Raw genomic sequence first — 21,351 nt, forward strand, 5'->3', positions numbered from 1 at the left:
GATAGCATGTCTCCTTTGTCTGTGGAGTAACGACAAAGGAGGGAACCTTACAACGAAGAAAGAATAGAGCGAAATGCAGATGGCAGATAGGAAATGATATCTGTCGATGCCATGGCATAGGAATCAAAATCATGTTCTACAGCAAGATCAGCCGCCAGCCCATGCAGATACACTGCGTTACTTACAGCAGGCTGCATGTCCTGTTGCTGCATCAACATGCCGAGGATTATTCCCGTGAGAATATCTCCGGTGCCTCCACGGGCCAGTGCTTCATTGCCCGTCGTATTGACAAACTGTCTGCCGTCCGGCATCGTAACGATCGTATGAGGACCTTTCAGGACAATACAGCTGTTGTAAAGGGCGGCTGTTTCTCTGGAAAGGCTGAACCGCCTCCGGCTCACTTCCTGCACGGAAACGCCGGCCAGACGGGCCATTTCTCCCGGGTGGGGTGTCAACACTACCGGGGAGCGCCGCTGCTGCAATGCATGAACAAGCTCCGGAAGAAAATACAGGGCATCCGCATCAAGCAGGAGCGGAACCTTCGTCTGTTCAACCAGCTGCTTTACTATTTTTCCGGCTCCGCTCCCACGTCCCATGCCGGGACCGGCGGCAGCGGTGTCAAAAGCATCCGGATCGAGGTCGTCCACCTGGATTTTCGGGGAAACATACCCATCTTCGTCCGGCAGCGGCAGCATCATCAATTCCGGAGGTGCTCCTGCCGGAATGGCGGCTGCAGAAGCAGGAAAAGCAGCTGTCAAAAGTCCGGCTCCGCTGTACAGACAAGCTTTCGAAGCCATCCGGAGCGCCCCCGGCATCGTCGTTGATCCGCCGAGGAGAAGTCCTTTTCCGTGGCTCCCCTTATGAGCGTCTGATTCCCGCTTTTCCAGTGTTTGGGCCGCATCCTGCCGGCGCCACAGCTGCTTTCTGCCTTCCTGCACATCCAACGCCAGGCCCGGCAGTCCAATATCGACGATCTCAACCGTTCCGTAAAAGCGGGCGGCCGGATGCAGATAGGCACTGATTTTTGGACACTGGAGCGTTATCGTGACATCCGCCTGTACGACTGGTTCCGGCACGGATTCTTCCCCGGACGGAACACCGCTTGGGATGTCGACAGCAGCCACCGTGGCTTCCGATTCTCTGAGCGCTTCGGCCGCCTCTTTAAATGGAGATCGTAATCCGCCTTTTACGCCGGTGCCGAGCATAGCATCCACAATCAGGTCGTATCCGCTTTGAATCCGGCTTATTTCCCCTTCGTTCCAGTATTTCCATTGAAACCCGGACCGTTCAAACACGTCCTTGTGGTAACAAGCGGCCCCCTGAAAAGCCTCGGCATCGGAGAGAAGCAGCGTCTCTATCTTCCACCCTCTTTCCTGCAGCACCCTTGCAATAACAAACCCGTCTCCGCCGTTATTTCCTTTGCCGATAAGGACAGCTGTTTTTCTTCCGGCGGACGCACTGTATTTCTTTTCAAGGGCGTGTGCCACAGCCCGTCCGGCATTTTCCATCAACAGCTCTTCTTTCATCCCCAAGTCCTGCATGGTATAACGATCCATCTCTCTCATTTCGTTTCCTGTAACCACCTGCATGTCAGGTCCCTCCCAACCGCACTTTATTTCTATGAGACGAACTTCCGCGTTATGCAAACAAGCCGTCTCTTCCTTCAAGAATGACCTGGGCGGCAGCATAGCCCGTGCTGTGCGTAATCGATACATGAACAATGTCGTCCAGCTCTGCCTTCAGACACGGCCTGCCCCGTTCATCCGGAAGTATTTCTATATCCTGAAAACTGAAGTGCTGTGAAATGCCGGTCCCGGCAGCTTTCACAAATGCTTCCTTCGCAGCAAAACGACCCGCCGTAAACTCAACTCTCCGCCAGCCTGCACAGCAATCGAGCCGCTCTCGTTCAGCCGGTGTGAGGATCCGCATTTCAAATCGTTTATTTTTTGCCATCAGCCGCTCGATCCGCGGCAGTTCCACAATATCCATCCCAATTCCCTGTATCATTCTTCCTCCTCCATCCTCAGACCGGCGGCATTCGCCCCGTTCCTCTCTCATATGCTAAAATAAAAAAACAGAGCTTTGTTCATAAAAAGGAGAGGCCGTATGTTCATCCGAAATGAAACCTTCTATTCTTTCCGTAAAAATTACCCCATCGTTACATGGTTGACAGTGATACATCTTGTACTGTTTCTTTGGATCAACCTTTCCATCCTGACCGGGGGATTGATCCCGTTCGGGAAATTCATCCTCCGGGCCGGTGCCGGTAATACAGGAGCCATTGAGTATTACGGAGAATACTGGCGGCTTCTCACCCCGATTTTTCTGCACCAGGGTGTCCAGCACGTAATGTTCAACTCGATTTCCCTGATTCTGTTCGGACCGGCTCTGGAAAAAATGCTCGGCACGGTCAAATTTCCCGCCGTCTATTTTACGGCCGGCATCCTTGCCAATGTCGGGACCTTCTATATGACTCTGAACAATCCTATGTATTCGCACATCGGAGCGTCGGGAGCCATCTTCGGTCTGTTTGGCGTCTACCTCTATATGGTATTGTACCGAAAAGATTTAATTGATGCCATGAACGCCCGGATTATCACTATCATTGTCATTCTCGGGGTTATCATGACTTTCTTGACTCCCAACATTAACATTCTCGGCCATCTGTTCGGCCTCATCGCCGGTGCCGCACTCGCCCCGCCGGCCCTGAAAAATGCCCGGCCGTTTCAAATGATGCAGGTCAGGCCCAGGGTGTTTCATGATAATGAAGTCAGCTTCAACCCCAACCGCTGGAACAAGCGTAGATTCTTCAATGGAAGAAAAGCAGGACGGTTTGTCGGATGGGCTTTCGTGATCCTCGTCATTATCGGCATCCTCAGCACCCTGTTTTAAGCATACAGAAAGGGGCTGAGACAAAACTCTAAAGCGAATGAAAAATTCCGAACGATTATGAAGCAAATCGTTTGGAATTTTTGTTTTACATTCTACATCGCTTCGTCTAAATACTTCGCTTTCCGCGGCAAACTTACGCCCGGATTCAGCCGGTAACCCCGGATGTTTGGCTGGTAAGGCCTTCTTGTCAGCTCTTCATCCGCTGCCGTTCAAACAGCAGGTTAGCAGGACGACGCACACTTCATCCCGGCAGCACCGCAGATAGACAAAAAATCCGAAGGACGGAACAGAATGCTTGAAGCACAGCACTCCATTCCATCGTTCGGATCATAAACGGACCTGCATTCTTTTGTCCCGCCCTCTTTCTGCCTATTCGATCAGATTCGGCGCGGCCGGAATATCCACAGGCTCTTCTACCGGATACCCGCCGCTTGTATCGGGGGATATTCCTTCGAATCTCACCTGTTCATACCCAAAGTCTGCTGCCGTAAACAGAATCGCCTCCATCATCCAGCGCAGGCTTCCATCTCCTTCAAGACCCGTCTCTTCAGAAAACACAATTTCAGCCATCCCGTTTTCTCCGCCTGCCGACTCAATGGAAACCTCTTCCGGTATGGACGGAGCAGCAGCGCTGTTCTCAGGGACGGATTTCATTTGTTCCAGCGTTTCGGCCAGTGTAAACAGTTTTCCGTCCTCTCCACTGTTTTCCAGGTCAGCAGCCTGCTGGCTGACGAGGAACTGATCATTCGTTTCACTCGTATACATATAATAGCCCCGGTTGTCCTCCTGCTCCCTGTAGTTCTCCGTCATGCCGTAACCGCCGAGGTCCACACCTGCTTCGCCGTCATTGGTTAAAAGCACCTGACTTTCTTCGGTATAGCGGAGCATTTCCTGCATGCTTTTCACCATCATATCACTCTGCGCACTACTCACCGGCGTTTCAGCATCTGAAAAATCAGCTTCAAGGAAGCTGTTCTCTCCCCCGTCGACCCAGTTGACTTCATGAAGCGGAGCATTGCCCAGTCCGAATTCCGCTGCATTCCATCCGCTTTCTTTTTCATCCATCAGTGCCGCTTTATTTTCGGAGGAAGCAGTGAATGTAACAGGAACCACAATAGAAGCATCTGGATCCTGTACAGCGATCGTGGCGACGGTTTCAGAAGCGCCGCGCTCTTCTTCCGGCAGTGCCGGAACGTAGTTGTTATAGGTTAAGGCTGTTTCTTCGGTGTTGACCTCCGGTTCCTTTTCCACCTCCGTCTCTTCTGTCTGCTCCCGCGATTGTGTGGATGCATCGCTGTCAGCATTACCGCCGGACCCGGATTCATCCCGGGAAGCTTCCCGGGATGCTTCCTCCTGGTCTTTCGAGCCTTCCATAACGTTCATGTCCGCCTCTTCTTCAGGCTGACTGCTGCTCTCCCCGGAGGAACCCGACTGATTGTTCATCGTTATCATATTGGGAATCAGCACCAAAAGAAGGATAAGCGCGGCTGCTGCAGAAAAGGCAGGCATCGCCCATTTTTTCACCGGTTTCTGTTTCGCGCGCTGCGGGTGCTTCACTATATGATGATAAATATCTTCTTTAGGCCGTTTATCTTTTACCTGTGGCAGCTGTTCCAGCGACTGTTTAATCCTTTCTTCCGAAGCACGGTCGTCTCTCTTCACTGTCCCGCCCTCCTTTCTGTCATCCGGTCTGTGCGGCCGAGCACATCCTGGAGTTTTTTTATAGCGCGGTGCTGGGTGGTTTTCACCTTGCTCTCCGACCAGCCCAGTACTTCCGCGGTTTCTTTTATGGAAAGAGAATCCATATAGCGAAGCACCAAAACCTGGCGCTGATCCGGCGTACAGTGCTCCATCCCGTCGAACACTTCGCGGGCATCTTCCCGGGCCGATACGACTTCTTCGGGAAGAGGCGCGGGGTCCCGCACTTCCTCTTTGGACAGCGGCCCCAGCACACCGAGCCATTTGCGTTTTTTGCGGTTCTGCTTTCGTATCCAGTCAATACCTACATGTCGGGCGATGGAATACAGCCATGTCTTTTCACTGCTCTTGCCTTCAAACGAATCGAAGGAATGGAACACTTTAATATAGACTTCCTGCACCAGTTCCTCCGCCGTTTCCTTATCCCGGACCATGTAGAATAAATATTGAAAGAGAGAGTGGTGATAGGTTTCATATAACCGTTCAAATTCCTCTTTCACGAGTAACACTCCCATATCTTTAGTCGTTCATTATATCTTCCGGGTTACAAAAAATATCATATTGTAACCGCTGCTGTTTTTGGTATGTCATCTTACAGGAGGACAAACGTCCAATAAATCACTGCGTATAACAGGATAAAAGCAAGAATCGCTCCTGCCACCTGTTTGTTTGATTTCCTGCGCACATTATCACCTGCCGTTCAAACGTAACACGCCTCATTATATCACGTTTTATTACAACGGTAGATTCCAAAACCATGAAAAAATATGGAACAGGAGGAAAGGCCTTTGACATTCTTTTCTACTTTTTCTACACTTTCTGTAACTGTTTCTTTGTACATAGCGACTATGAAGTAGACAGACATACAAAGAGAAAGGAATGGTGCATGCATGAACCGCCTGCTATTATTGTTTATTACCACTGCACTGACTTTGGGCGTTCTCGCGGCCTGCGGACAGGGCGGAGAGAACGGGCAGAGTGGAACGGAAGGTACTTCTGACGATACCGCACAGAGTGAAGAAGAAACGCAGGAGGATGATTCCGGCGGAAGCACTTCTGAAGAGACAACGGAAGAGAATGAAAATGAAGGGGATACAAATACAGAGGTAGAGCAGGAAGAGACGGTGGAAACCAGCGATTCTGAAGAGACAGTGACAGAAACGGTTACACTCTATTTTTCGGATGACCAGCTGCTTGAAAAATACACAGAAGAGCAGGAAGTAGAAGCATCAACCGAAGGTGAACTGCCGGCAGCCGCACTCCAGGCCTGGATTGACGGCCCTGAACACGAGGACCTCGTGTCGCATTTTCCGGAAGATACAGACGTTGAGGTACAGTCTGTGGAAGGTTCGGACGGCACAGCAGAAGTATCGTTCTCCAGCGCGTTTCTTGACCTCAGCGCCGGCTCCAGTGCCGAAATGGCGATCACTGAGCAGATTGCTTTAATCATGGAGCAGTTCGGCTATGATCAGACAAAAATACTAATTGAAGGGGAAGAAGAAGATTCCCTGTTCGGTCATATGGACGCCTCTGAACCTTTTTCGGCAGAGAACGCCGACGAATATGAACCCATTGAATAGAAAAACCGTGCCCCTTTCCCTGTTAGCAGGCGGAAAGGGGCTCTTTCTGTCTTGATCTGAAATTGGCTGTAATTCCCTGCTGCTTTGCTTTTCCTCCTCCTGATACACTGACGCTGTGTTTTTGATAACCATACACAGGAGGTACAGCATTCATGAAAAAACACATTACTGCCATCCTGGCTGCAGCCTGTATTTCACTGGGAGGTACAGCAGCTCAGGCAGCAGAAACCCATACAGTCAAAGAAGGGCAGACGCTTTGGGAGATTGCCATGAATCACGGCACTTCCGTCATTGATATTAAAGCGGCGAACGATAAATCATCCGGTCACGTCGACAGCGGAGAAACGCTCACCATTCCCTCCGGCGTAAGCGGCGCCGAGCAGGAATTGATGGCCCGCCTTGTCCATGCTGAGGCCAAAGGAGAATCCTACATCGGTAAAGTGGCGGTAGCGACAGTTGTTTTAAACCGGGTGGAGAGTTCTTCTTTTCCGGACAGCATCCGGGGCGTCATTTATGACGTCTCCGCCACCGGCTATCCGTCGTTTTCGCCTGTCGGAAACGGACAGATTCACCAGCCGGCCGGTGATGAATCAAGAAAGGCAGTCATGGAAGCCATTGCCTATCAGGGGCAGGGTGCCGGCTCTCTCTATTTCTACAATCCCGATACAGCCTCCAACCACTGGATTGCAACCAGAGAAACGACCACCGTCATCGGCAACCACGTTTTCGCTCGATAAAAAAAGTCCCGCCGGAGCTCCGGCGGGATTTCTTTATTATTTATTCAATTGTTCTGCCACATGGGCGACGCGTCCGCCTAACCGACGAGCCATTGTTAATTCCCTTTCTTCCGGCTGATTGGAGCCGTCAACCCCGGCCACCGTCGATGCTGCATACGGGGAACCCCCGATGCCGTCGGTTGTCAGCATTTCCTGGTTCTGTCCGTATGGCAGACCGACATAGATCAGTCCGAAATGAAGCAGCGGCACCAGCGTGGTAATAGCCGTTGTTTCCTGACCGCCGTGGATAGAGCCTGTGCTCGTAAAGACAGATGTTGCTTTGCCTTCCAGTTCACCGTTCATCCAGAGCGCACCGGCGGAATCCAGAAACTGTTTGATCTGAGCCGGCATGTTTCCGTAGCGGGTCGGCACACCCCAGATGATGCCGTCCGCCCATTTCAGGTCGTCATGGGAGGCCGTTGGAATATCTTTCTGTGCCTCCTGTGCCTGAGCATAAGCATCGTCGCCGGCCATGGCCTGGCGTACCTCTTCAAATTCCGGAACTTTTGCCAGCTTCACTTCCGCGCCGGCCTGTTCTGCTCCTTTTGCGATTTCCCGGGCCATCTGATAGACGTGGCCGTATGTGCTGTAATATGGTACAACAATCTTCGCCATTTCGTTTCACCTCTATTTGTATTGATTTCTTCCACCTCCCGTTTTCCCCATGTGTGCATTCGAGTAAACGTGCAGGGTATGATAGAATGTAGAAAGATAAAAACGAAGAAGGAAGGGGCGGTCCATCCGAATGACAGATGTCCACACGTTTTCACGCAAAGAAGAAATCGCCAATGCCGCCACTCACGCAGTCGGAATCGCCTTGAGTCTTGCCGCCACAACGATCCTTATCGTTTTTGCTGCACTCGAGGCTACCGCTTTTCATATCACCAGCGTTTCCATTTACGGAGCCACCATGGTTCTGCTGTACGTCTCGTCCACTCTTCTGCACAGCTTCCGGCAGGGCAGAACGAAAGATATCTTCGAAATATTTGACCATGCTTCCATCTATCTGTTTATAGCCGGTACCTACACCCCGTTTTTGTTTCATGTGCTCGAAGGCGCACTGAGCTGGACGCTGTTCGGCATCGTGTGGGGGCTTGCGCTGTCCGGGGCTGGATTTAAGGCTTTTTTTGTCAAAAAATTCATGGTGCTCTCCACCCTGCTTTATATAGTAATGGGCTGGATCATTATCGTTGCCTGGCAGCCGCTCACCGAAACACTCGCCCCTGGAGGAACTGCTTTTCTCGTAGCCGGCGGCCTGTTGTACACCGTCGGAACCATCTTTTACGTGTGGAGGCATTTTCCTTATCACCACGCCGTCTGGCATATATTTGTCCTCGGGGGCACGGTGCTCCACTTTTTTGCCGTCCTCCTCTACGTCCTGCCGCTTTCATAGACATATAAAAAAGGGGATGCCCGTCTTTTTAAGGCATCCCCTTTTATGATTTATTTTGTTACAAACATCTGCGTCCAGTAATGGCCGTGGCTGCCGCCTTCGGCATGGCCGACACCAATGTGGGTGAAGTCTTCGTTCATAATGTTTTCGCGGTGGCCTTCAGAATTCATCCAGCCTTCCACGACCTGTTCCGGTGTGCGTTGCCCGGCAGCGATATTTTCACCCGCGCCACGGTAATCAATACCGTAAGAGTCCATCATGTCAAACGGACTGCCGTAATTCGGACTGTTATGGGAGAAATACCCGGCATCCCGCATGTCCTCCGATTTATCGCGTGCCACATCCGACAGTTCACTGTATGGCTGAAGCGGCTCCAGTCCGGCTGCTTCTCTTTCCTGGTTGGTCAGCTCAATAACCTGCTGCTCGAATTCACTTTCTGTTTCCACATCAGCTGTATCCTGCTGTCCGGACGGCTCTTCCGAAGCACTTTCTTCCGAAGCGGCTTCATTGGACGGCTCATTAGCAGCGTTGTCTTCAGGGGCACTGCTGTTGTTCCCGCCGTTTGATTCACGTTCCTGCTGCGCCTCTTCAGGAGCTTCCTGTGTCTGTTCCTGCTCGTTTTCCTGTGTCTGTTTCTGCTCGCTATCCTGTGTCTCCTGCTGCGGCCAATCAAAACGGAACTGCCCGTTATTCTCCTTCACGAATTGTTCCAGGGATACGTTCAGCTCCTCGGATTGTTGTGACCATGTATCTCCCTTTTCCGCCGTTATGCAGTTTTGTGCCTGTGCAGCTGCCGGAAACATAAGTATGACAGCCGAAGCAATGATGATTTTTTTCATGTTGAACACCTCCATTTGTCATTATGCCATATCTCTCTTTCTGTGAAAGGGGGGCGGAACTTACTGGAAACCCGTGCACTGTATTTCCGAAAGCCTTTTGTCCTTCCCTGTTTCTATAAAGTGGATACATATATAAGCCTTTTGTCCTTTTCATTGCTTGCATCAAACGAAAGACTCTCCCATCTCCGGCATTATGCAGGGACGATATTCCTTCTATTTCTTATACAATCGTAAACTGGTGTAATTAAAATGATATTAAAAAAACGGAGATTGGAAAAAACACCCTGGCTCTGTCCTTTTCCCATACTTACGTTTTAGATGCCCTTTCGCCTCCTTCCATACGTATGAAGTAGAAAAGCGTAAAGGAGGGTGCGCCGAATGGATCTGTCTCTTGCAGGCCTTCGAACCAGAGCTGGATCTCGCAAACGCCCAAATGGTAAAAAAAAAGCGCCGCCGGGTTGGCGACGCGCTCTGTCGTGATTGTTATTCTTCCATGTTTTCTTCCGTAGCAGGTTCTTCTTCCGTCGCAGGCTCTTCTTCCATCTCCGGGTTTTCTCCGTCTGTTCCTCCGCAGGCTCCCAAAACACTTGCTGTCAATACACCGGTAAATAAAGCATACATCATTTTTCTGCTCATGTTAGAACCTCCCTTGTATTTATGCAGTGCAGGAACACCTCTTGCTCTCTCCTGCTTGCTTATAAGATACCACATTTTTCCCTCTCCTATATCAAAACAGATATCCTTTGATATTTTTATAGAGATGCACACGATTCTGCGTCATTTTTTTATGTTTCATTTTCTTAAAATAATGTTTTGGAATGAGAGAAAAAGGGTAATATTGATGCGGCATCGTTGTAAGCATACATAACTTTTGCAGAACAGGGGTTAGATAGAATGGAGAACCAGGAAGAAATATTCAAGAAAATCGGAGCGGACATCTCCGAGCATACCGAGGCATTAAAGCAGCAGATGCAGGCGCTGCAGCAGTCGGATGAACGGTTTGATTTCGCGCGGAACAATGAGTATTTTCTGACGCTGAACGAAGAACTGTTTCAGACGATGGGAGAAGGGATTATCGACGATCACCCCGACTCTCCCGCCCTGAAAGAAAACATCCGGTCCTGGGGGAAGAAAGCAGCGGATTACTGCCTGAAAAAAGAAATCACGCTCGGAACTGCTTTAACGCTTATTCCCCAGATCAGAGAAGTACTGACAACCACGATTGAACGAAAATGCGTGGAGTTTGAATTATCCCTGCATGATTCCTTTGTGATTTACAACTCGTTCGAATCACTGCTTGATAATGCTGCTCATGCGTTCAGCCATTCATTTGTTAATCATCACATCGAGGCGCTTGAACGGGCAAAACAGGAGATGCAGGAAATCTCTGTCCCGGTGGTTCCGATCACGCAGGGAACAGCTGTCCTGCCGCTTATCGGTGACATGGACGATGAACGCTCCGAATTTCTGCAGGAGCGGACACTGGAGCGTGCTACAGAACTGGAGCTGTCTTATCTTATTATCGATCTTTCCGGTATCAATACCATTAATACCTGGTTTGCCCAGCACCTAAACCATTTAATTGAAGCCCTTCAGCTTCTCGGTATTGATACGAGCATTTCCGGCATGCGTCCGGAACTTTCCCAGACCATTGTACAGCTTGGCATCAACTTCAAACAGGTGGCTAAATATTTAACACTCGAGCAGGCCCTCCAGCAGCATACCGCATACTCCAGCCTGTAATCCGGCGCTCCCTGTCCAGGACAGGGAGTGTTTTTCGTGTGCAGGAAAGCTGTTGTTTCGGTGCAGGGAATCATTTATGATGGAATGGTTGAAGGTACTACGTAGAAAGGATTATGCTATGAGCACATTACACGAGGAAATTACCTCCCGCAAAACGTTTGCGATCATTTCCCACCCGGACGCCGGTAAGACCACCCTAACCGAAAAACTGCTGTATTTCGGAGGCGCCATCCGGGAAGCCGGTTCCGTCAAGGGAAAGAAAAATACCAAGCAGGCAACCAGTGACTGGATGGAAATCGAAAGGCAGCGCGGCATTTCCGTCACCAGCTCTGTCATGGAATTTCAATATGAAGGCCATCACATTAACATTCTCGATACTCCGGGACACGAAGACTTCAGTGAAGATACGTACCGCACGCTGACGGCAGCCGACTCCGCCACCATGCTGATCGATGCCGCCAAAGGGGTCGAGGCCCAGACCGAGAAGCTTTTCAAAGTCTGCAGTATGCGGGGTATCCCGATTTTCACATTCATCAATAAAATGGACCGGGAAGTCCGCGATCCATTTGAATTAATGGAAGAGATGGAAGATATTCTCGGCATCCGTTCCTATCCGATGAACTGGCCGATCGGTATGGGCCAGAATTTTTACGGCATTTATGACCGCCATTCCAAAAAAGTAGAACTGTTTAATACGGAAAACCCTTCTCATGTGGAAGTGAAACAGACAACCGGTCCGGATGATCCGATCCTCGATGAGCTGATCGCTCCAACATTTCTCTCCCAGTTCCGTGAAGAGATGGAGCTGCTGGATGTGGCCGGAGATCCTTATGAGGAAGATAAAATACTGCGCGGCGAGCTTACGCCTGTCTTTTTCGGCAGTGCCGTCTCCAACTTCGGGGTGCAGAACTTTCTGGAGCATTTTCTCTATTTTGCCCCATCGCCGGTGGGAAGGGAAAGCGACCAGGGATTTGTCGAGCCGGTTCAGGAGAATTTCTCCGGATTTATTTTTAAAATTCAGGCGAACATGAACCCGAAGCACCGGGACCGTATTGCTTTTATGCGGATTACGTCCGGAAAGTACACCCAGGGCATGACGGTAAATCATGTGCGCCTGAACAAAACAATGCGGCTCGCCCAGCCGACCCAGTTTCTCGCACAGGACCGAAGTATCGTTCAGGAAGCCTACGCCGGGGACATCATCGGTTTGTTTGATCCAGGCACGTTCCGGATCGGCGATACCCTCGCGGAAAAAGGAAACTTTCAGTTTGCAGAAATGCCGCACTTTTCACCGGAACAATTCGCTGCCATATCTGTCAAAGACGCGATGAAGCATAAATCGTTCGAAAAAGGTATCCAGCAGTTGACGGAAGAAGGGGCGATTCAGCTGTTTCAGACGTACAACCGCTACCCGGAACAACAGATCATCGGCGTCGTCGGCGGGCTGCAGTTTGAAGTGCTTGAGCACCGGCTGAAAAACGAATATAATTCCGATATCCGGCTCGAACATCTTCCGCTTTCGATTGCACGCTGGATCAGCGGGGACGAAAAAGAACTCGAGACCTTCCGGAAAAAACAGCGGAACCTTGCCGTCGACCGGGACAACAAACTCGTGGCACTCTTCGAAAACGAATTCCAGATGAACATGGCTAAAGATAAATACCCGAACCTCGTCTTTCACGAAAACTCTTTTACAGACTAAAGCGAGGCTGGGAAAACGAAACCGTTTGTTCTAAAAGACGGAGTTTGGGAACATGATCCCGCTCCGTCTTTTCTTATGCAATGCTTTGGTAAGCGTCACAGGGACAGATCGGGGTTGGGGGTTCCAAGAAACAGAAGAAGCAGAAGAACGGCTGCTATCAGGCCTTGATTAATTGACAGTTCCTTATCCAATGCAGCTTCCTCCTTTCTTACGTTTAGAGACGGAGTCGGAGCGCTTCGAGGATGTCTTCCACGGTCATGTCGTCGTTTTCCTCGAGAAACGATGCCAGGGCTTCGGCCTTCGAGGAAGCCTTCTGCTTATATTCCCCTATTAATGTAACCAGTACTGCCGGCTCTCCTCTATACAGTTCCACGGAATTGACTCTCAAGCGGCCGCTCAACAGCAGAACAGCAGCGATTACATCCAGATGTTCTCCCTGCAGTAGATCAGACAGCGTATAGGGGGGCAGGGCGCTATGGCTGCACTCTTTTTTGTCTTTCACCGCATCCCCCCCTTTGCTGTCAGCCTATGCGGATGAAAAAAGACCGTGCGGACCTATAAACCCGCCAGCAGCACATAATTCAACAGAAAAAGGCTGGAAATCACATACATAATGGGCGACACGGCTTTTGGACGGCCCAGGGCGAGTTTTAGCAGCGGGTAAGCAATGAAACCAAACGCAATGCCATCCGCAATCGATGATGTAAGCGGGATCAGACCGATAATCAGATAGGCAGGAAACCATTCCGACATATCCTGAAATGTAATATGACGGATTTCCTGCACCATTAATCCGCCAACAATAATCAATACAGGCGCAATCGCTGCTTCCGGGATACTGGTGAACAATGGAGCAAACAACAGCGACAAGGCAAACAGCACTCCGACAATAACCGCTGTCACTCCGGTCCGTCCTCCTTCTGCTATGCCGGACGCACTTTCAACAGTCGGGATCGTCGGGGACGTTCCCATAAAACCAGCGGACAACGCCGAAACAGCGGAGGCCTGGTACGACCGTGAAAATTTCTGTTGGTCAGGCAGCATGCCCTGCAGAAGCCCCATGCTCTCAAACATAATGATAATCGTTAATGAAAAGACCGATACCCAGAAGGGAAGTTGGAGCGCACCGCCAAAATCCAGGGAATGCCAGACTGATTCGTACCCGGAAAACGAAAGAGAAGTGCCTGCACGCTCCCCTTCCATGCCAGCCATCCATCCAGCTGCTGCCGTAATTCCCATGCCGAGCAGAAAACTTCCCTTTACCCCGCGTACAAATAATGCCAGCGTCAGCAGCAGGCCGAAGATGGTCAGCAGGGAGCCCGGCGAAGAAAGCGTCCCGAGTGTCACAAACGTTTCTTCATCGGCAGCAATTAATCCGCCTTTCTGCAGGCCGATAAACGATAGAAAAATACCGATTCCGACCGTAATACCTATTTTCAGGGACTGCGGGACCGCCGCTGTCAATTTACCGGCAAGCGGTGTGAAAGCAGCGATAACAAACAGAAATCCTGCCGCGGCTGCCGCAGCCAGCCCCTCCTGCCATGTGAGACCAAACCCCTGCACGATCGTATACGTAAAAAAGGCGTTAATCCCCATTCCCGGCGTCAACACGATCGGGGCGTCCGCCCACAGGCCGATCAGTATACACCCCAGCACCGTCACCAGTACAGTACCGAGAAGGGCATAGGAATAAGGCATCCCGGTGTCTGCAAGAATCGCCGGATTCACCACCAGAATATAGGCAATCGTGAAAAAGGACGTGAGACCGGCTGTCAGTTCCTTTTTCCACGTTGTTCCCTGCCTCTCGAAAGAAAACATAGCTATCTCCCCCTCTAAAAAACATAAAAAAAGCTACAAGTCTCTTCAGTACCCAAGAGACTCGTAGCCGGAAATTTATCGGTTTCCTGTAGAAACCCCGGACCCTGTCGTCCGGGATATACGAGTAATCGTTCTGTTGTTCCCTGCTAGATTATAGCCGATCCTTTATTTTCCGTCAATGCCCGGAAACCGGAGGCAGTGAAGAGAAAATACGGGCTGGCTCTCTGCTGATATGGTAAAATGTGATTCGAACGATACGTTTTTAATGAGAAGGTGACCACGCATGAAAGTAATGGCAATTGATATGGACGGTACCCTGCTGCACAGTGACGGATATGTTTCCAGACGGAATGCAGATGCCCTCGAGCGCCTGCAGCAGGAGGGACATAAGCTCGTCATCGCCACCGGCCGGGGCATTTCGGACGTGAAACGCCTCCTCGGCGGTGCCGGCCTTATTCCCGACGGCATCGTATCGCTGAACGGTGGCTTTGTCACATGGCAGGATGAACCGGTGAAAGAAACCTATATGCATGCCGGAGACGCCGTCCGGCTTGCTGAATGGCTGAATCATCACCAGTACTATTATCACATAAATACGGCGGAAGGCATTTTCAGCCCTCCCCGGGCCCGCGAATTTTTTCTGCATGACCTCGATATCTATTCCCAGGATAAAGAAAAGGGAGAAGAAATCAAAGAAGCTGTACGCCGCCGTGCCGACGGTCACCGGAAACAGTATGAAATAAAGGAGCTGTCTTCTCCTTCCCTGATAACGGAACAACAGCTGACTGTCTATAAGTTTCTTATCCTGTCGATGCTGGAACCTAAACTCGAGCGTTGTGTGGAGTACTGGAACGGCACTCAAAACATTGCAATCACCTCTTCCGGAAGAGATAATCTCGAAATTATGCATCCGGAAACCGAAAAAGGAAAAGGACTGCTCCATCTCCTTTCATTTGCCGGTCTCGACAACGCTTCTACGTACGCCATCGGGGATAATTTTAACGACCTTTCCATGTTTCATGCCGCCTCCACGAGTATCGCCATGGAAAATGCAGAGGCCCATGTGAAAGAAGCTGCAGATGTTACAACAGCTTCCCACGATGATGACGGGGTGGCTCAGGCGGTGGAAACCTACATTCTTGATTCTTCCGTCTCCCGTTTCACCAGATGAATTCATGTCTTTATATTGCCCGACAGACACGATACTGGTATAATCTTCGTGATTCCTATGACACGTCATTCACATGAAAAACCGCCTGACTGGCGTGCTGCCAGCCAGGTTTTTTCTGTGTTCACAACTGCAGAAAGGAGCACACACCATGGAAGAAGCAACCGCATTGTCTTTACTTCCGCCCGGGCTGGCGCTCGCAATGATCATCGCCACCCGCAGAGTACTGCCTTCCCTGGGGGCGGGAATTGTTATCGGAGCCCTGCTGTTGAACGACTGGGCTATCCTTTCAACCATCTCTCATATCTGGGATACATTTACTGTCATTTTCGTCACCGACGGAGCTTTGAACGAATGGGAATTATTTATCATTCTTTTTCTGCTGCTTCTCGGCATGACGGCCTCACTGATCAGTTTTTCCGGAGGAAGCAGAGCGTTTGGAACGTGGGCGCTGCGTAAGATCAAAACTAGAATCGGAGCCCAGCTTGCCACTTTCGTATTCGGTATTCTGATTTTCATTGATGATTACTTCAACAGCCTGACTGTCGGGCAGGTGAGCCGTCCCGTGACGGACCGGCACCGGATATCCCGGGCTAAACTGGCTTACATCGTGGATTCGGCGGCTGCACCGATCTGTGTACTTGCTCCCTTATCCAGCTGGGGTGCCTACATCATTACACTGCTGGACGATATCACGGGAAGTTACAGCGCGGTGACAATAGGCGGATTTCAGGCCTTTCTCGCTATGCTGCCGATGAATTTCTATGCGCTGTCGGCGATTGTCTTCCTGTTTTTCGTTATCATATGGAAGCTGGACATCGGCCCCATGCGCAAGCATGAAGAAAGGGCACTGCTGCACCACGAACTGCTTGATCCATCCCGCACCGGTATTCCCGGACAGGCGGGATCCGCATTGGATGAACACCACGGCCGTGTCAGGGATCTTGTTTTCCCTATTGCTGCGTTGATTATCGGCACCGTGTTTTTCATGGTTTATTCCGGCATTCGTGCCGCAGACGAAGTCACCCCGCTAAGCGTCTTTGCCGCGACAGACGTATCTCTCTCCCTTGTGCTGGGCGGCAGTATTGGACTGGCCGTTTCTCTGCTTTTTACGTTCGGAAAACGTCCGGCCCCTGCAGCACTGGGCAGAACGATCTGGAACGGGATCCGCTCGATGCTGCCGGCTATTTATATTTTGATCCTGGCCTGGATGATTGTATCTATTATTGAAGAGCTCCAGACAGGGGAATACCTGGCCCGTCAACTGGACGGATCGATCCCGGCTGTTCTGCTGCCTGCGCTGCTGTTTTTAACAGCCGGTCTGGCCGCTTTTTCAACCGGTACTTCCTGGGGAACATTTACGCTTCTCCTTCCGATTGCCGGAGAAATTGCCTCAGTGATTGACATCACCATGCTGCTTCCGTTTCTGGCGGCTGTGATTGCCGGGGCCATTCTGGGCGATCACTGCTCTCCGATTTCGGACACGACCATCTTATCGTCGACAGGAGCCGGAAGCCATCACATCGACCATGTGATGACACAGCTGCCGTATGCGATGATAGCAGCTGCTGTGTCATTTATCGGGTTTCTCGTTCTGGGGCTCACCGGAAGTGTTACAGCCGGCCTTGCTGCCGTTCTCGCTATGCTTCTGCTAATGGCTCTCTATTTAAAAAACACGATCCGGACTCTGCATGATGACAAGGGAGCTTTATCCCAACCGGATTAATCCACCCGCTTCGTTGAACCATAAAACATGCTTCCTGTTTAAAGAAGAGCGGAAAAGGAAAAAAGAAAGATAAGACGTACGCTTGGAAAAAGGAAAGGGTGTTGGGAATGGAAGTACTTTTTATTATTATTGTCGTTATCATCGTCGCGGTGTATTTTTCCCCGTTTTTTCTCGAGAGCCTGCAGGCTTCGTTCCCTTATTTCAACTCGTTCATGCGAGTCCGGTATGCGATCATTTTCGGGGGTATCGGACTGCTTTACGGATTAACGGAGGGACAGATGGACATTCAGGATCTGTTTCTCGGTATGATTGCCGGCAGCTTTGTTGATTTTCAGCTTCGCAGCACACAGCGTTATTAGAACCAATAAAACCGCCCGTCTCCTTGAACTGGAGGCGGGCGGTTTTGTTTCGTTCTTATACCGTTTTCGGAACCTGGTTAAAACAGCGGCGGTAAATCCATTCGTAATCCGGTATGCTGAGATCGCGTGGATTCCCTTCCGTCTGCGGATCTTCCATGGCTGCCCGGGCAAGGCTCTCTGTCCATTCCGGATCAACGCCCTGTGATTTAAGGCTCGGAATGGCGAGATCCTCGACAAGGTCATACATCCAGTTCACGGCAGCTCTGGCTGCTTCTTCGGCAGTCATTCCGGAAGTATCGATGCCGAACGCCTGAGCCACGCGGGCAAAGCGTTCCGGCGTTCCTTTCCAGTTATATTCCATAACCGGTCCCATCATAGCCGCCACACATTGGCCGTGAGCCACTGGAATGAGTCCGCCGAGTGTCTGGCTCATGGCGTGTGCTGCTCCTGCTGATTCACTGCCATAGGCAAGTCCTGCAAGCATGGCACTTTGCGCCATCCCGTACCGGGCTTCCAGATCTGTGCCGTCAGCATAGGCACGCCGGATATATTTGGCCCCGTACTCCATGGCCAGCAGTGCAACGGCATCCGTTACAGGCTGGGCAACCTTCATCGTATAGCATTCCACAGCATGGGATATAGCGTCAATGCCCGTCATCGCAGTTACATGCGGAGGCATGGAAACGTGCAGTTCAGGATCAATGATCGTCAGGTGCGGTGCAATCAACGGACCGCCGGTGTTAAACTTTATCCTGCGCTCTTCATCCGTGATCACCGCCCACTGTGTTACTTCCGACCCGGTGCCGGCAGTTGTAGGAACCGTGACAAGCGGTGGAATACGGTGTTCAAGCGGCTTTTTTCCTTCTGCATCTTCATAGTCCGCCACGCCGCCTTCATGCGTCACTTCCACTCCAATGGCTTTCGCTGTATCCATAGGGCTTCCGCCGCCGAGAGCTACCAGACCATTACATCCTTCCTGGTCATACACGCCGGCGCCTTTTTCGATCACACGGATCGGAGGATTCGGTTCTATATCGCTGAAAACGACGACGTCCACGCCGGCTTTCTCCAGAATCTCTATAACTGGATCCGCCGCTCCTGCTTTATAAAGACCGGGACCCGCCACGAGAAGTACTTTATCGGGACCGAGGTTCTGCACTTCTTCCCCGATATGCTTAACAGCGCCGATTCCATGCTTCATAGCAGTCGGAATCTCAAAGGAGTGGTATCCAAGCATGTGCTCGACTTTCATATTAAGACTCATCATCATACCTCCCGCCGTTCATCAACATAGTGACGTAATTCCCGGTTCGTACTTTTATTTAAACCAATGGATTGGTTCCGGCTTTTTGTTGCGGAAAATGTGTTTCGTTTCCGTATACTCCTCAAGACCCGGTTTGCCCAGCTCCCGTCCGATGCCGGACTGCTTGAATCCGCCCCACGGCGCCTGGGCAAAGTACGGATGGAAATCGTTGATCCAGACCGTGCCGAGACGAAGGGCTGCTGCAACTTCTTCCGCCTTGGCGGCATCGGTTGTAAAGACAGCGCCTGCCAGGCCGTAAATGGTATCATTGGCTTTGGATACGGCGTCTTCCCGGCTGCTGAATTTCTCCACGGTAAGAACGGGACCAAATATTTCCTCCTGCACTATCGTCATATCCGAGGTGCAGTTGCTGAATACGGTCGGCAGATAGAAGAAGCCGTCCTGCAGCTCAGGATCGTCCGGACGTCTGCCGCCGGTTTCCAGTTTCGCGCCTTCTTTCTGCCCGATTTCCACATATTTTTCCACTTTGTCCCGGTGTTCTGCCGAAATGACCGGACCGGACTGGGTTGTCTCGTCAAACCCGTTTCCGAGCTTTATATTACCGGCACGTTTCACGAGTTCTTCAACAAATTCATCATGGATACTCTCTTCCACCAAGAGCCTTGCTCCTGCTGAACATACCTGGCCGGCATGGAAGAAAGCTGCATTTAAGGCCTGATCGACAGCCAGTTCAAAGTCAGCATCAGCAAACACAATGTTCGGATTTTTGCCGCCAAGCTCCAGCGCAATCTTCTTTACATTGACACTGGCAGACTGCATGATTTTCTTTCCGGTCACAATGCCGCCTGTGAAGGAAATCAAATCCACATCCGTATTCTCGGACAGTTCTGCCCCGACATCTGTTCCTTTTCCGAGGACAAGATTGGCAACGCCTTTCGGTGTACCGGCTTCTTCAATCAGTTCAAATACTTTCACTGTTGTTAGCGGAGTGATTTCACTCGGCTTCATGATAATCGTATTTCCTGCCGCCAGAGCTGGAGCGATCTTCCAGGCTGCCTGAAGAAGCGGATAGTTCCAGGGTGTAATCTGGCCGCAGACGCCGACCGGTTCATGAACGACTTTACTGTCCGAATCCGGAATCGGCGAAGCAATCACTTCGCCGCCGTCTTTATCGGCAAGACCGGCAAAATAGTGGAAGACACCGGCGATATCCTCCATATCGACACGACTTTCTTCGATTGTCTTGCCAGTATCAAGTGTTTCAAGCTCTGCAAGTTCTTCTTTATCGCGCAGGATAAAATCTGCGATTTTCTGTACGATGGCTCCTCTTTCAGCGGCAGGAGCGGCTGCCCACTCTCCTTTGTCAAAAGCGGTGCGTGCTGCCTGTACAGCTGCTTTCGCGTCCTCTCGGTTTCCTTCGGCAGCCTCGGCCGCCTTTTCCTGATTGTATGGATTGATAATGGTCCTGGTCTCTTTTGAAGCTGCTTCCACCCAAGAACCATCAATATACATTTTTTTCAGTTCCAAATCGGTCCCTCCTCACTGATGATGACGAAAATTTAATTTGTTTTAAAAAAATTTAACGTTTCGAATGTTATTAAGTTATCATCTTGTTTTTTTATTGTCAAACGGATCAGGGGAAAGTGACCGCTTTTCAGTTTCTATCCTTGATTATTATCCCATTTCTGATTTTGTTATTGAATTTTTTCTTTGATATCTTACCGATATACGTTAAGATATTAAAGTAAACAACAAATTTAATAAGTTTAACAGCCGATATAAAGGAGGATGGGTATGGGTCATTCTTCAGATCAGGAAGCTCGCGCGTCCCTCGATCATGCCAAAGAAATTGTGGTGGATTCCATCGCAGAAACGATGGATCTTTACGGCGTCACCCGCAGTGCCGGCACGTTGTACGGTACCATGTACCTTGAAGGGGACATGACACTTGATGAGATGCGCGAAAAGCTTGGAATGAGCAAACCGAGCATGAGCACCGGGGTTAAAAAACTGCAGGAATTCAATGTTGTAAAAAAGACCTTCCGAAAAGGGAAACGTAAACAGACATATGTACCTGAAAAAGATTTCTTTCAGTTTTTCTCCAATTTTTTCACCCAGAAATGGGAAAGAGAAGCCAAAGTCAACCTTCATTCCATTAAGGAAGCTCAGGATATAATGGAAGAGATTATGCAGGATGAGAACGTCTCCGACGCTTTGAAATCAGAAGCGGAAGAAACGTATCAGGTGATGGAAAATTCCAAAACGTACTATATGTGGCTGCATAAACTGGTTGAAACGATTGAGACCGGTGAAATATTTGATTTGATCCCGGTGGATAGAGATCCAAGCGAAGACAGATGATGAAAGAGAGAGCGTACCGGAATACGGAAGAC

21 protein-coding genes and 1 riboswitch are annotated in these 21,351 nt (G+C 50.4%); of the genes, 10 read left to right on the forward strand and 11 right to left on the reverse strand.

Features of this window, described 5'->3' with window-relative positions:
- Positions 1-47: 47 nt before the first annotated feature.
- Together ACW9JV_RS15695 and acpS are read right to left on the reverse strand one after the other, a co-directional pair.
- Positions 48-1,589 carry an NAD(P)H-hydrate dehydratase gene (locus tag ACW9JV_RS15695; RefSeq protein WP_457336127.1) on the reverse strand — a complete coding sequence of 514 codons (1,542 nt, stop codon included), beginning with the start codon at positions 1,587-1,589 and terminating at the stop codon, positions 48-50.
- Positions 1,590-1,638: 49 nt separating this feature from the next.
- Positions 1,639-2,007, reverse strand: a complete 369-nt coding sequence (acpS, locus tag ACW9JV_RS15700; protein WP_457336129.1) for a holo-ACP synthase — start codon at positions 2,005-2,007, stop codon at positions 1,639-1,641.
- A gap of 99 nt (positions 2,008-2,106) precedes the next feature.
- Between acpS and ACW9JV_RS15705 the strand changes: the two genes are divergently transcribed.
- Complete coding sequence (locus ACW9JV_RS15705; RefSeq protein WP_457336131.1) at positions 2,107-2,892, forward strand: rhomboid family intramembrane serine protease; 786 nt, start codon at positions 2,107-2,109, stop codon at positions 2,890-2,892.
- 369 nt (positions 2,893-3,261) lie between these two features.
- On the opposite strand, the gene ACW9JV_RS15710 is transcribed toward ACW9JV_RS15705, so the two are convergent.
- Complete coding sequence (locus tag ACW9JV_RS15710; protein ID WP_457336133.1) at positions 3,262-4,554, reverse strand: GerMN domain-containing protein; 1,293 nt, start codon at positions 4,552-4,554, stop codon at positions 3,262-3,264.
- The gene (locus tag ACW9JV_RS15715) at positions 4,551-5,090 is read right to left on the reverse strand and encodes an RNA polymerase sigma factor SigX (RefSeq protein ID WP_457336135.1); all 540 of its coding nucleotides are present in this window, start codon (positions 5,088-5,090) and stop codon (positions 4,551-4,553) included. The genes ACW9JV_RS15710 and ACW9JV_RS15715 overlap by 4 nt, the downstream gene beginning before the upstream one ends.
- 390 nt (positions 5,091-5,480) lie before the next feature.
- Between ACW9JV_RS15715 and ACW9JV_RS15720 the strand changes: the two genes are divergently transcribed.
- Complete coding sequence (locus ACW9JV_RS15720; RefSeq protein ID WP_457336137.1) at positions 5,481-6,170, forward strand: GerMN domain-containing protein; 690 nt, start codon at positions 5,481-5,483, stop codon at positions 6,168-6,170.
- Between the two features lie 152 nt (positions 6,171-6,322).
- Positions 6,323-6,907, forward strand: coding sequence for a cell wall hydrolase (locus tag ACW9JV_RS15725; RefSeq protein ID WP_457336139.1), 585 nt, complete (start codon positions 6,323-6,325; stop codon positions 6,905-6,907).
- 36 nt (positions 6,908-6,943) lie between these two features.
- On the opposite strand, the gene wrbA is transcribed toward ACW9JV_RS15725, so the two are convergent.
- Complete coding sequence (gene wrbA, locus ACW9JV_RS15730) at positions 6,944-7,561, reverse strand: NAD(P)H:quinone oxidoreductase (protein WP_457336141.1); 618 nt, start codon at positions 7,559-7,561, stop codon at positions 6,944-6,946.
- A gap of 130 nt (positions 7,562-7,691) precedes the next feature.
- Here wrbA and trhA point away from each other — a divergent pair, with 130 nt between their 5' ends.
- Positions 7,692-8,339 (forward strand): PAQR family membrane homeostasis protein TrhA, encoded by a 648-nt coding sequence (gene trhA, locus ACW9JV_RS15735; protein ID WP_457336143.1) that lies wholly within the window; start codon positions 7,692-7,694, stop codon positions 8,337-8,339.
- Positions 8,340-8,389: 50 nt separating this feature from the next.
- On the opposite strand, the gene ACW9JV_RS15740 is transcribed toward trhA, so the two are convergent.
- Together ACW9JV_RS15740 and ACW9JV_RS15745 are read right to left on the reverse strand one after the other, a co-directional pair.
- Entirely contained in the window at positions 8,390-9,178 is a 789-nt protein-coding gene (locus ACW9JV_RS15740; RefSeq protein ID WP_457336145.1) for a CAP domain-containing protein, read from the reverse strand.
- Between the two features lie 483 nt (positions 9,179-9,661).
- A complete protein-coding gene (locus ACW9JV_RS15745) occupies positions 9,662-9,814 on the reverse strand; it encodes a hypothetical protein (RefSeq protein WP_457336147.1) in 153 nt (50 codons plus the stop codon).
- Between the two features lie 258 nt (positions 9,815-10,072).
- On the opposite strand from ACW9JV_RS15745, the gene ACW9JV_RS15750 reads away from it, so the two are divergent.
- Positions 10,073-10,921 (forward strand): STAS domain-containing protein, encoded by an 849-nt coding sequence (locus ACW9JV_RS15750; RefSeq protein WP_457336149.1) that lies wholly within the window; start codon positions 10,073-10,075, stop codon positions 10,919-10,921.
- Between the two features lie 118 nt (positions 10,922-11,039).
- A complete protein-coding gene (locus ACW9JV_RS15755; protein WP_457336151.1) occupies positions 11,040-12,623 on the forward strand; it encodes a peptide chain release factor 3 in 1,584 nt (527 codons plus the stop codon).
- A gap of 214 nt (positions 12,624-12,837) precedes the next feature.
- Here the strand turns inward: ACW9JV_RS15755 and ACW9JV_RS15760 are convergent, their stop codons facing one another.
- Both ACW9JV_RS15760 and ACW9JV_RS15765 read right to left on the reverse strand, forming a co-directional pair.
- Positions 12,838-13,125, reverse strand: coding sequence for a hypothetical protein (locus ACW9JV_RS15760; RefSeq protein ID WP_457336153.1), 288 nt, complete (start codon positions 13,123-13,125; stop codon positions 12,838-12,840).
- Positions 13,126-13,178: 53 nt separating this feature from the next.
- Entirely contained in the window at positions 13,179-14,441 is a 1,263-nt protein-coding gene (locus ACW9JV_RS15765) for an NCS2 family permease (protein ID WP_457336155.1), read from the reverse strand.
- A gap of 44 nt (positions 14,442-14,485) precedes the next feature.
- A riboswitch (purine riboswitch) is annotated at positions 14,486-14,585 on the reverse strand.
- Positions 14,586-14,724: 139 nt separating this feature from the next.
- Here ACW9JV_RS15765 and ACW9JV_RS15770 point away from each other — a divergent pair.
- The 3 genes from ACW9JV_RS15770 (at position 14,725) to ACW9JV_RS15780 (ending at position 17,694) form a co-directional block, all read left to right on the forward strand.
- Positions 14,725-15,612 (forward strand): HAD family hydrolase, encoded by an 888-nt coding sequence (locus ACW9JV_RS15770; RefSeq protein WP_457336157.1) that lies wholly within the window; start codon positions 14,725-14,727, stop codon positions 15,610-15,612.
- 148 nt (positions 15,613-15,760) lie between these two features.
- Complete coding sequence (locus tag ACW9JV_RS15775) at positions 15,761-17,335, forward strand: Na+/H+ antiporter NhaC family protein (RefSeq protein ID WP_457336158.1); 1,575 nt, start codon at positions 15,761-15,763, stop codon at positions 17,333-17,335.
- Between the two features lie 107 nt (positions 17,336-17,442).
- Positions 17,443-17,694, forward strand: coding sequence for a hypothetical protein (locus ACW9JV_RS15780; RefSeq protein ID WP_457336160.1), 252 nt, complete (start codon positions 17,443-17,445; stop codon positions 17,692-17,694).
- A 55-nt stretch (positions 17,695-17,749) separates the two neighbouring features.
- Here ACW9JV_RS15780 and ACW9JV_RS15785 read toward each other — a convergent pair whose 3' ends face one another.
- Together ACW9JV_RS15785 and betB are read right to left on the reverse strand one after the other, a co-directional pair.
- Positions 17,750-18,958, reverse strand: coding sequence for an iron-containing alcohol dehydrogenase (locus ACW9JV_RS15785; RefSeq protein ID WP_457336162.1), 1,209 nt, complete (start codon positions 18,956-18,958; stop codon positions 17,750-17,752).
- Between the two features lie 54 nt (positions 18,959-19,012).
- On the reverse strand, positions 19,013-20,470 hold the full coding sequence (betB, locus tag ACW9JV_RS15790) for a betaine-aldehyde dehydrogenase (RefSeq protein WP_457337217.1): 1,458 nt from the start codon (positions 20,468-20,470) through the stop codon (positions 19,013-19,015).
- 282 nt (positions 20,471-20,752) lie between these two features.
- Between betB and cudC the strand changes: the two genes are divergently transcribed.
- Positions 20,753-21,319: a choline uptake/conversion transcriptional regulator CudC gene (gene cudC, locus ACW9JV_RS15795; protein WP_457336164.1), complete on the forward strand. Its 567-nt coding sequence runs from the start codon at positions 20,753-20,755 to the stop codon at positions 21,317-21,319.
- The last annotated feature ends 32 nt before the right edge of the window (positions 21,320-21,351 follow it).

It is taken from the genome of Salibacterium sp. K-3, assembly GCF_054052005.1.

Excerpts from the sequence above, each read along its gene's own strand:
- ACW9JV_RS15695 (WP_457336127.1), bottom strand. The coding sequence starts at position 1,589 with ATGCAGGTGGTTACAGGAAACGAAATGAGAGAGATGGATCGTTATACC.
- acpS (WP_457336129.1), bottom strand. The coding sequence starts at position 2,007 with ATGATACAGGGAATTGGGATGGATATTGTGGAACTGCCGCGGATCGAG.
- ACW9JV_RS15705 (WP_457336131.1), top strand. The coding sequence starts at position 2,107 with ATGTTCATCCGAAATGAAACCTTCTATTCTTTCCGTAAAAATTACCCC.
- ACW9JV_RS15720 (WP_457336137.1), top strand. The coding sequence starts at position 5,481 with ATGAACCGCCTGCTATTATTGTTTATTACCACTGCACTGACTTTGGGC.
- ACW9JV_RS15725 (WP_457336139.1), top strand. The coding sequence starts at position 6,323 with ATGAAAAAACACATTACTGCCATCCTGGCTGCAGCCTGTATTTCACTG.
- wrbA (WP_457336141.1), bottom strand. The coding sequence starts at position 7,561 with ATGGCGAAGATTGTTGTACCATATTACAGCACATACGGCCACGTCTAT.
- trhA (WP_457336143.1), top strand. The coding sequence starts at position 7,692 with ATGACAGATGTCCACACGTTTTCACGCAAAGAAGAAATCGCCAATGCC.
- ACW9JV_RS15740 (WP_457336145.1), bottom strand. The coding sequence starts at position 9,178 with ATGAAAAAAATCATCATTGCTTCGGCTGTCATACTTATGTTTCCGGCA.
- ACW9JV_RS15745 (WP_457336147.1), bottom strand. The coding sequence starts at position 9,814 with ATGAGCAGAAAAATGATGTATGCTTTATTTACCGGTGTATTGACAGCA.
- ACW9JV_RS15750 (WP_457336149.1), top strand. The coding sequence starts at position 10,073 with ATGGAGAACCAGGAAGAAATATTCAAGAAAATCGGAGCGGACATCTCC.
- ACW9JV_RS15755 (WP_457336151.1), top strand. The coding sequence starts at position 11,040 with ATGAGCACATTACACGAGGAAATTACCTCCCGCAAAACGTTTGCGATC.
- ACW9JV_RS15765 (WP_457336155.1), bottom strand. The coding sequence starts at position 14,441 with ATGTTTTCTTTCGAGAGGCAGGGAACAACGTGGAAAAAGGAACTGACA.
- ACW9JV_RS15770 (WP_457336157.1), top strand. The coding sequence starts at position 14,725 with ATGAAAGTAATGGCAATTGATATGGACGGTACCCTGCTGCACAGTGAC.
- ACW9JV_RS15775 (WP_457336158.1), top strand. The coding sequence starts at position 15,761 with ATGGAAGAAGCAACCGCATTGTCTTTACTTCCGCCCGGGCTGGCGCTC.
- ACW9JV_RS15780 (WP_457336160.1), top strand. The coding sequence starts at position 17,443 with ATGGAAGTACTTTTTATTATTATTGTCGTTATCATCGTCGCGGTGTAT.
- ACW9JV_RS15785 (WP_457336162.1), bottom strand. The coding sequence starts at position 18,958 with ATGAGTCTTAATATGAAAGTCGAGCACATGCTTGGATACCACTCCTTT.
- betB (WP_457337217.1), bottom strand. The coding sequence starts at position 20,470 with ATGTATATTGATGGTTCTTGGGTGGAAGCAGCTTCAAAAGAGACCAGG.
- cudC (WP_457336164.1), top strand. The coding sequence starts at position 20,753 with ATGGGTCATTCTTCAGATCAGGAAGCTCGCGCGTCCCTCGATCATGCC.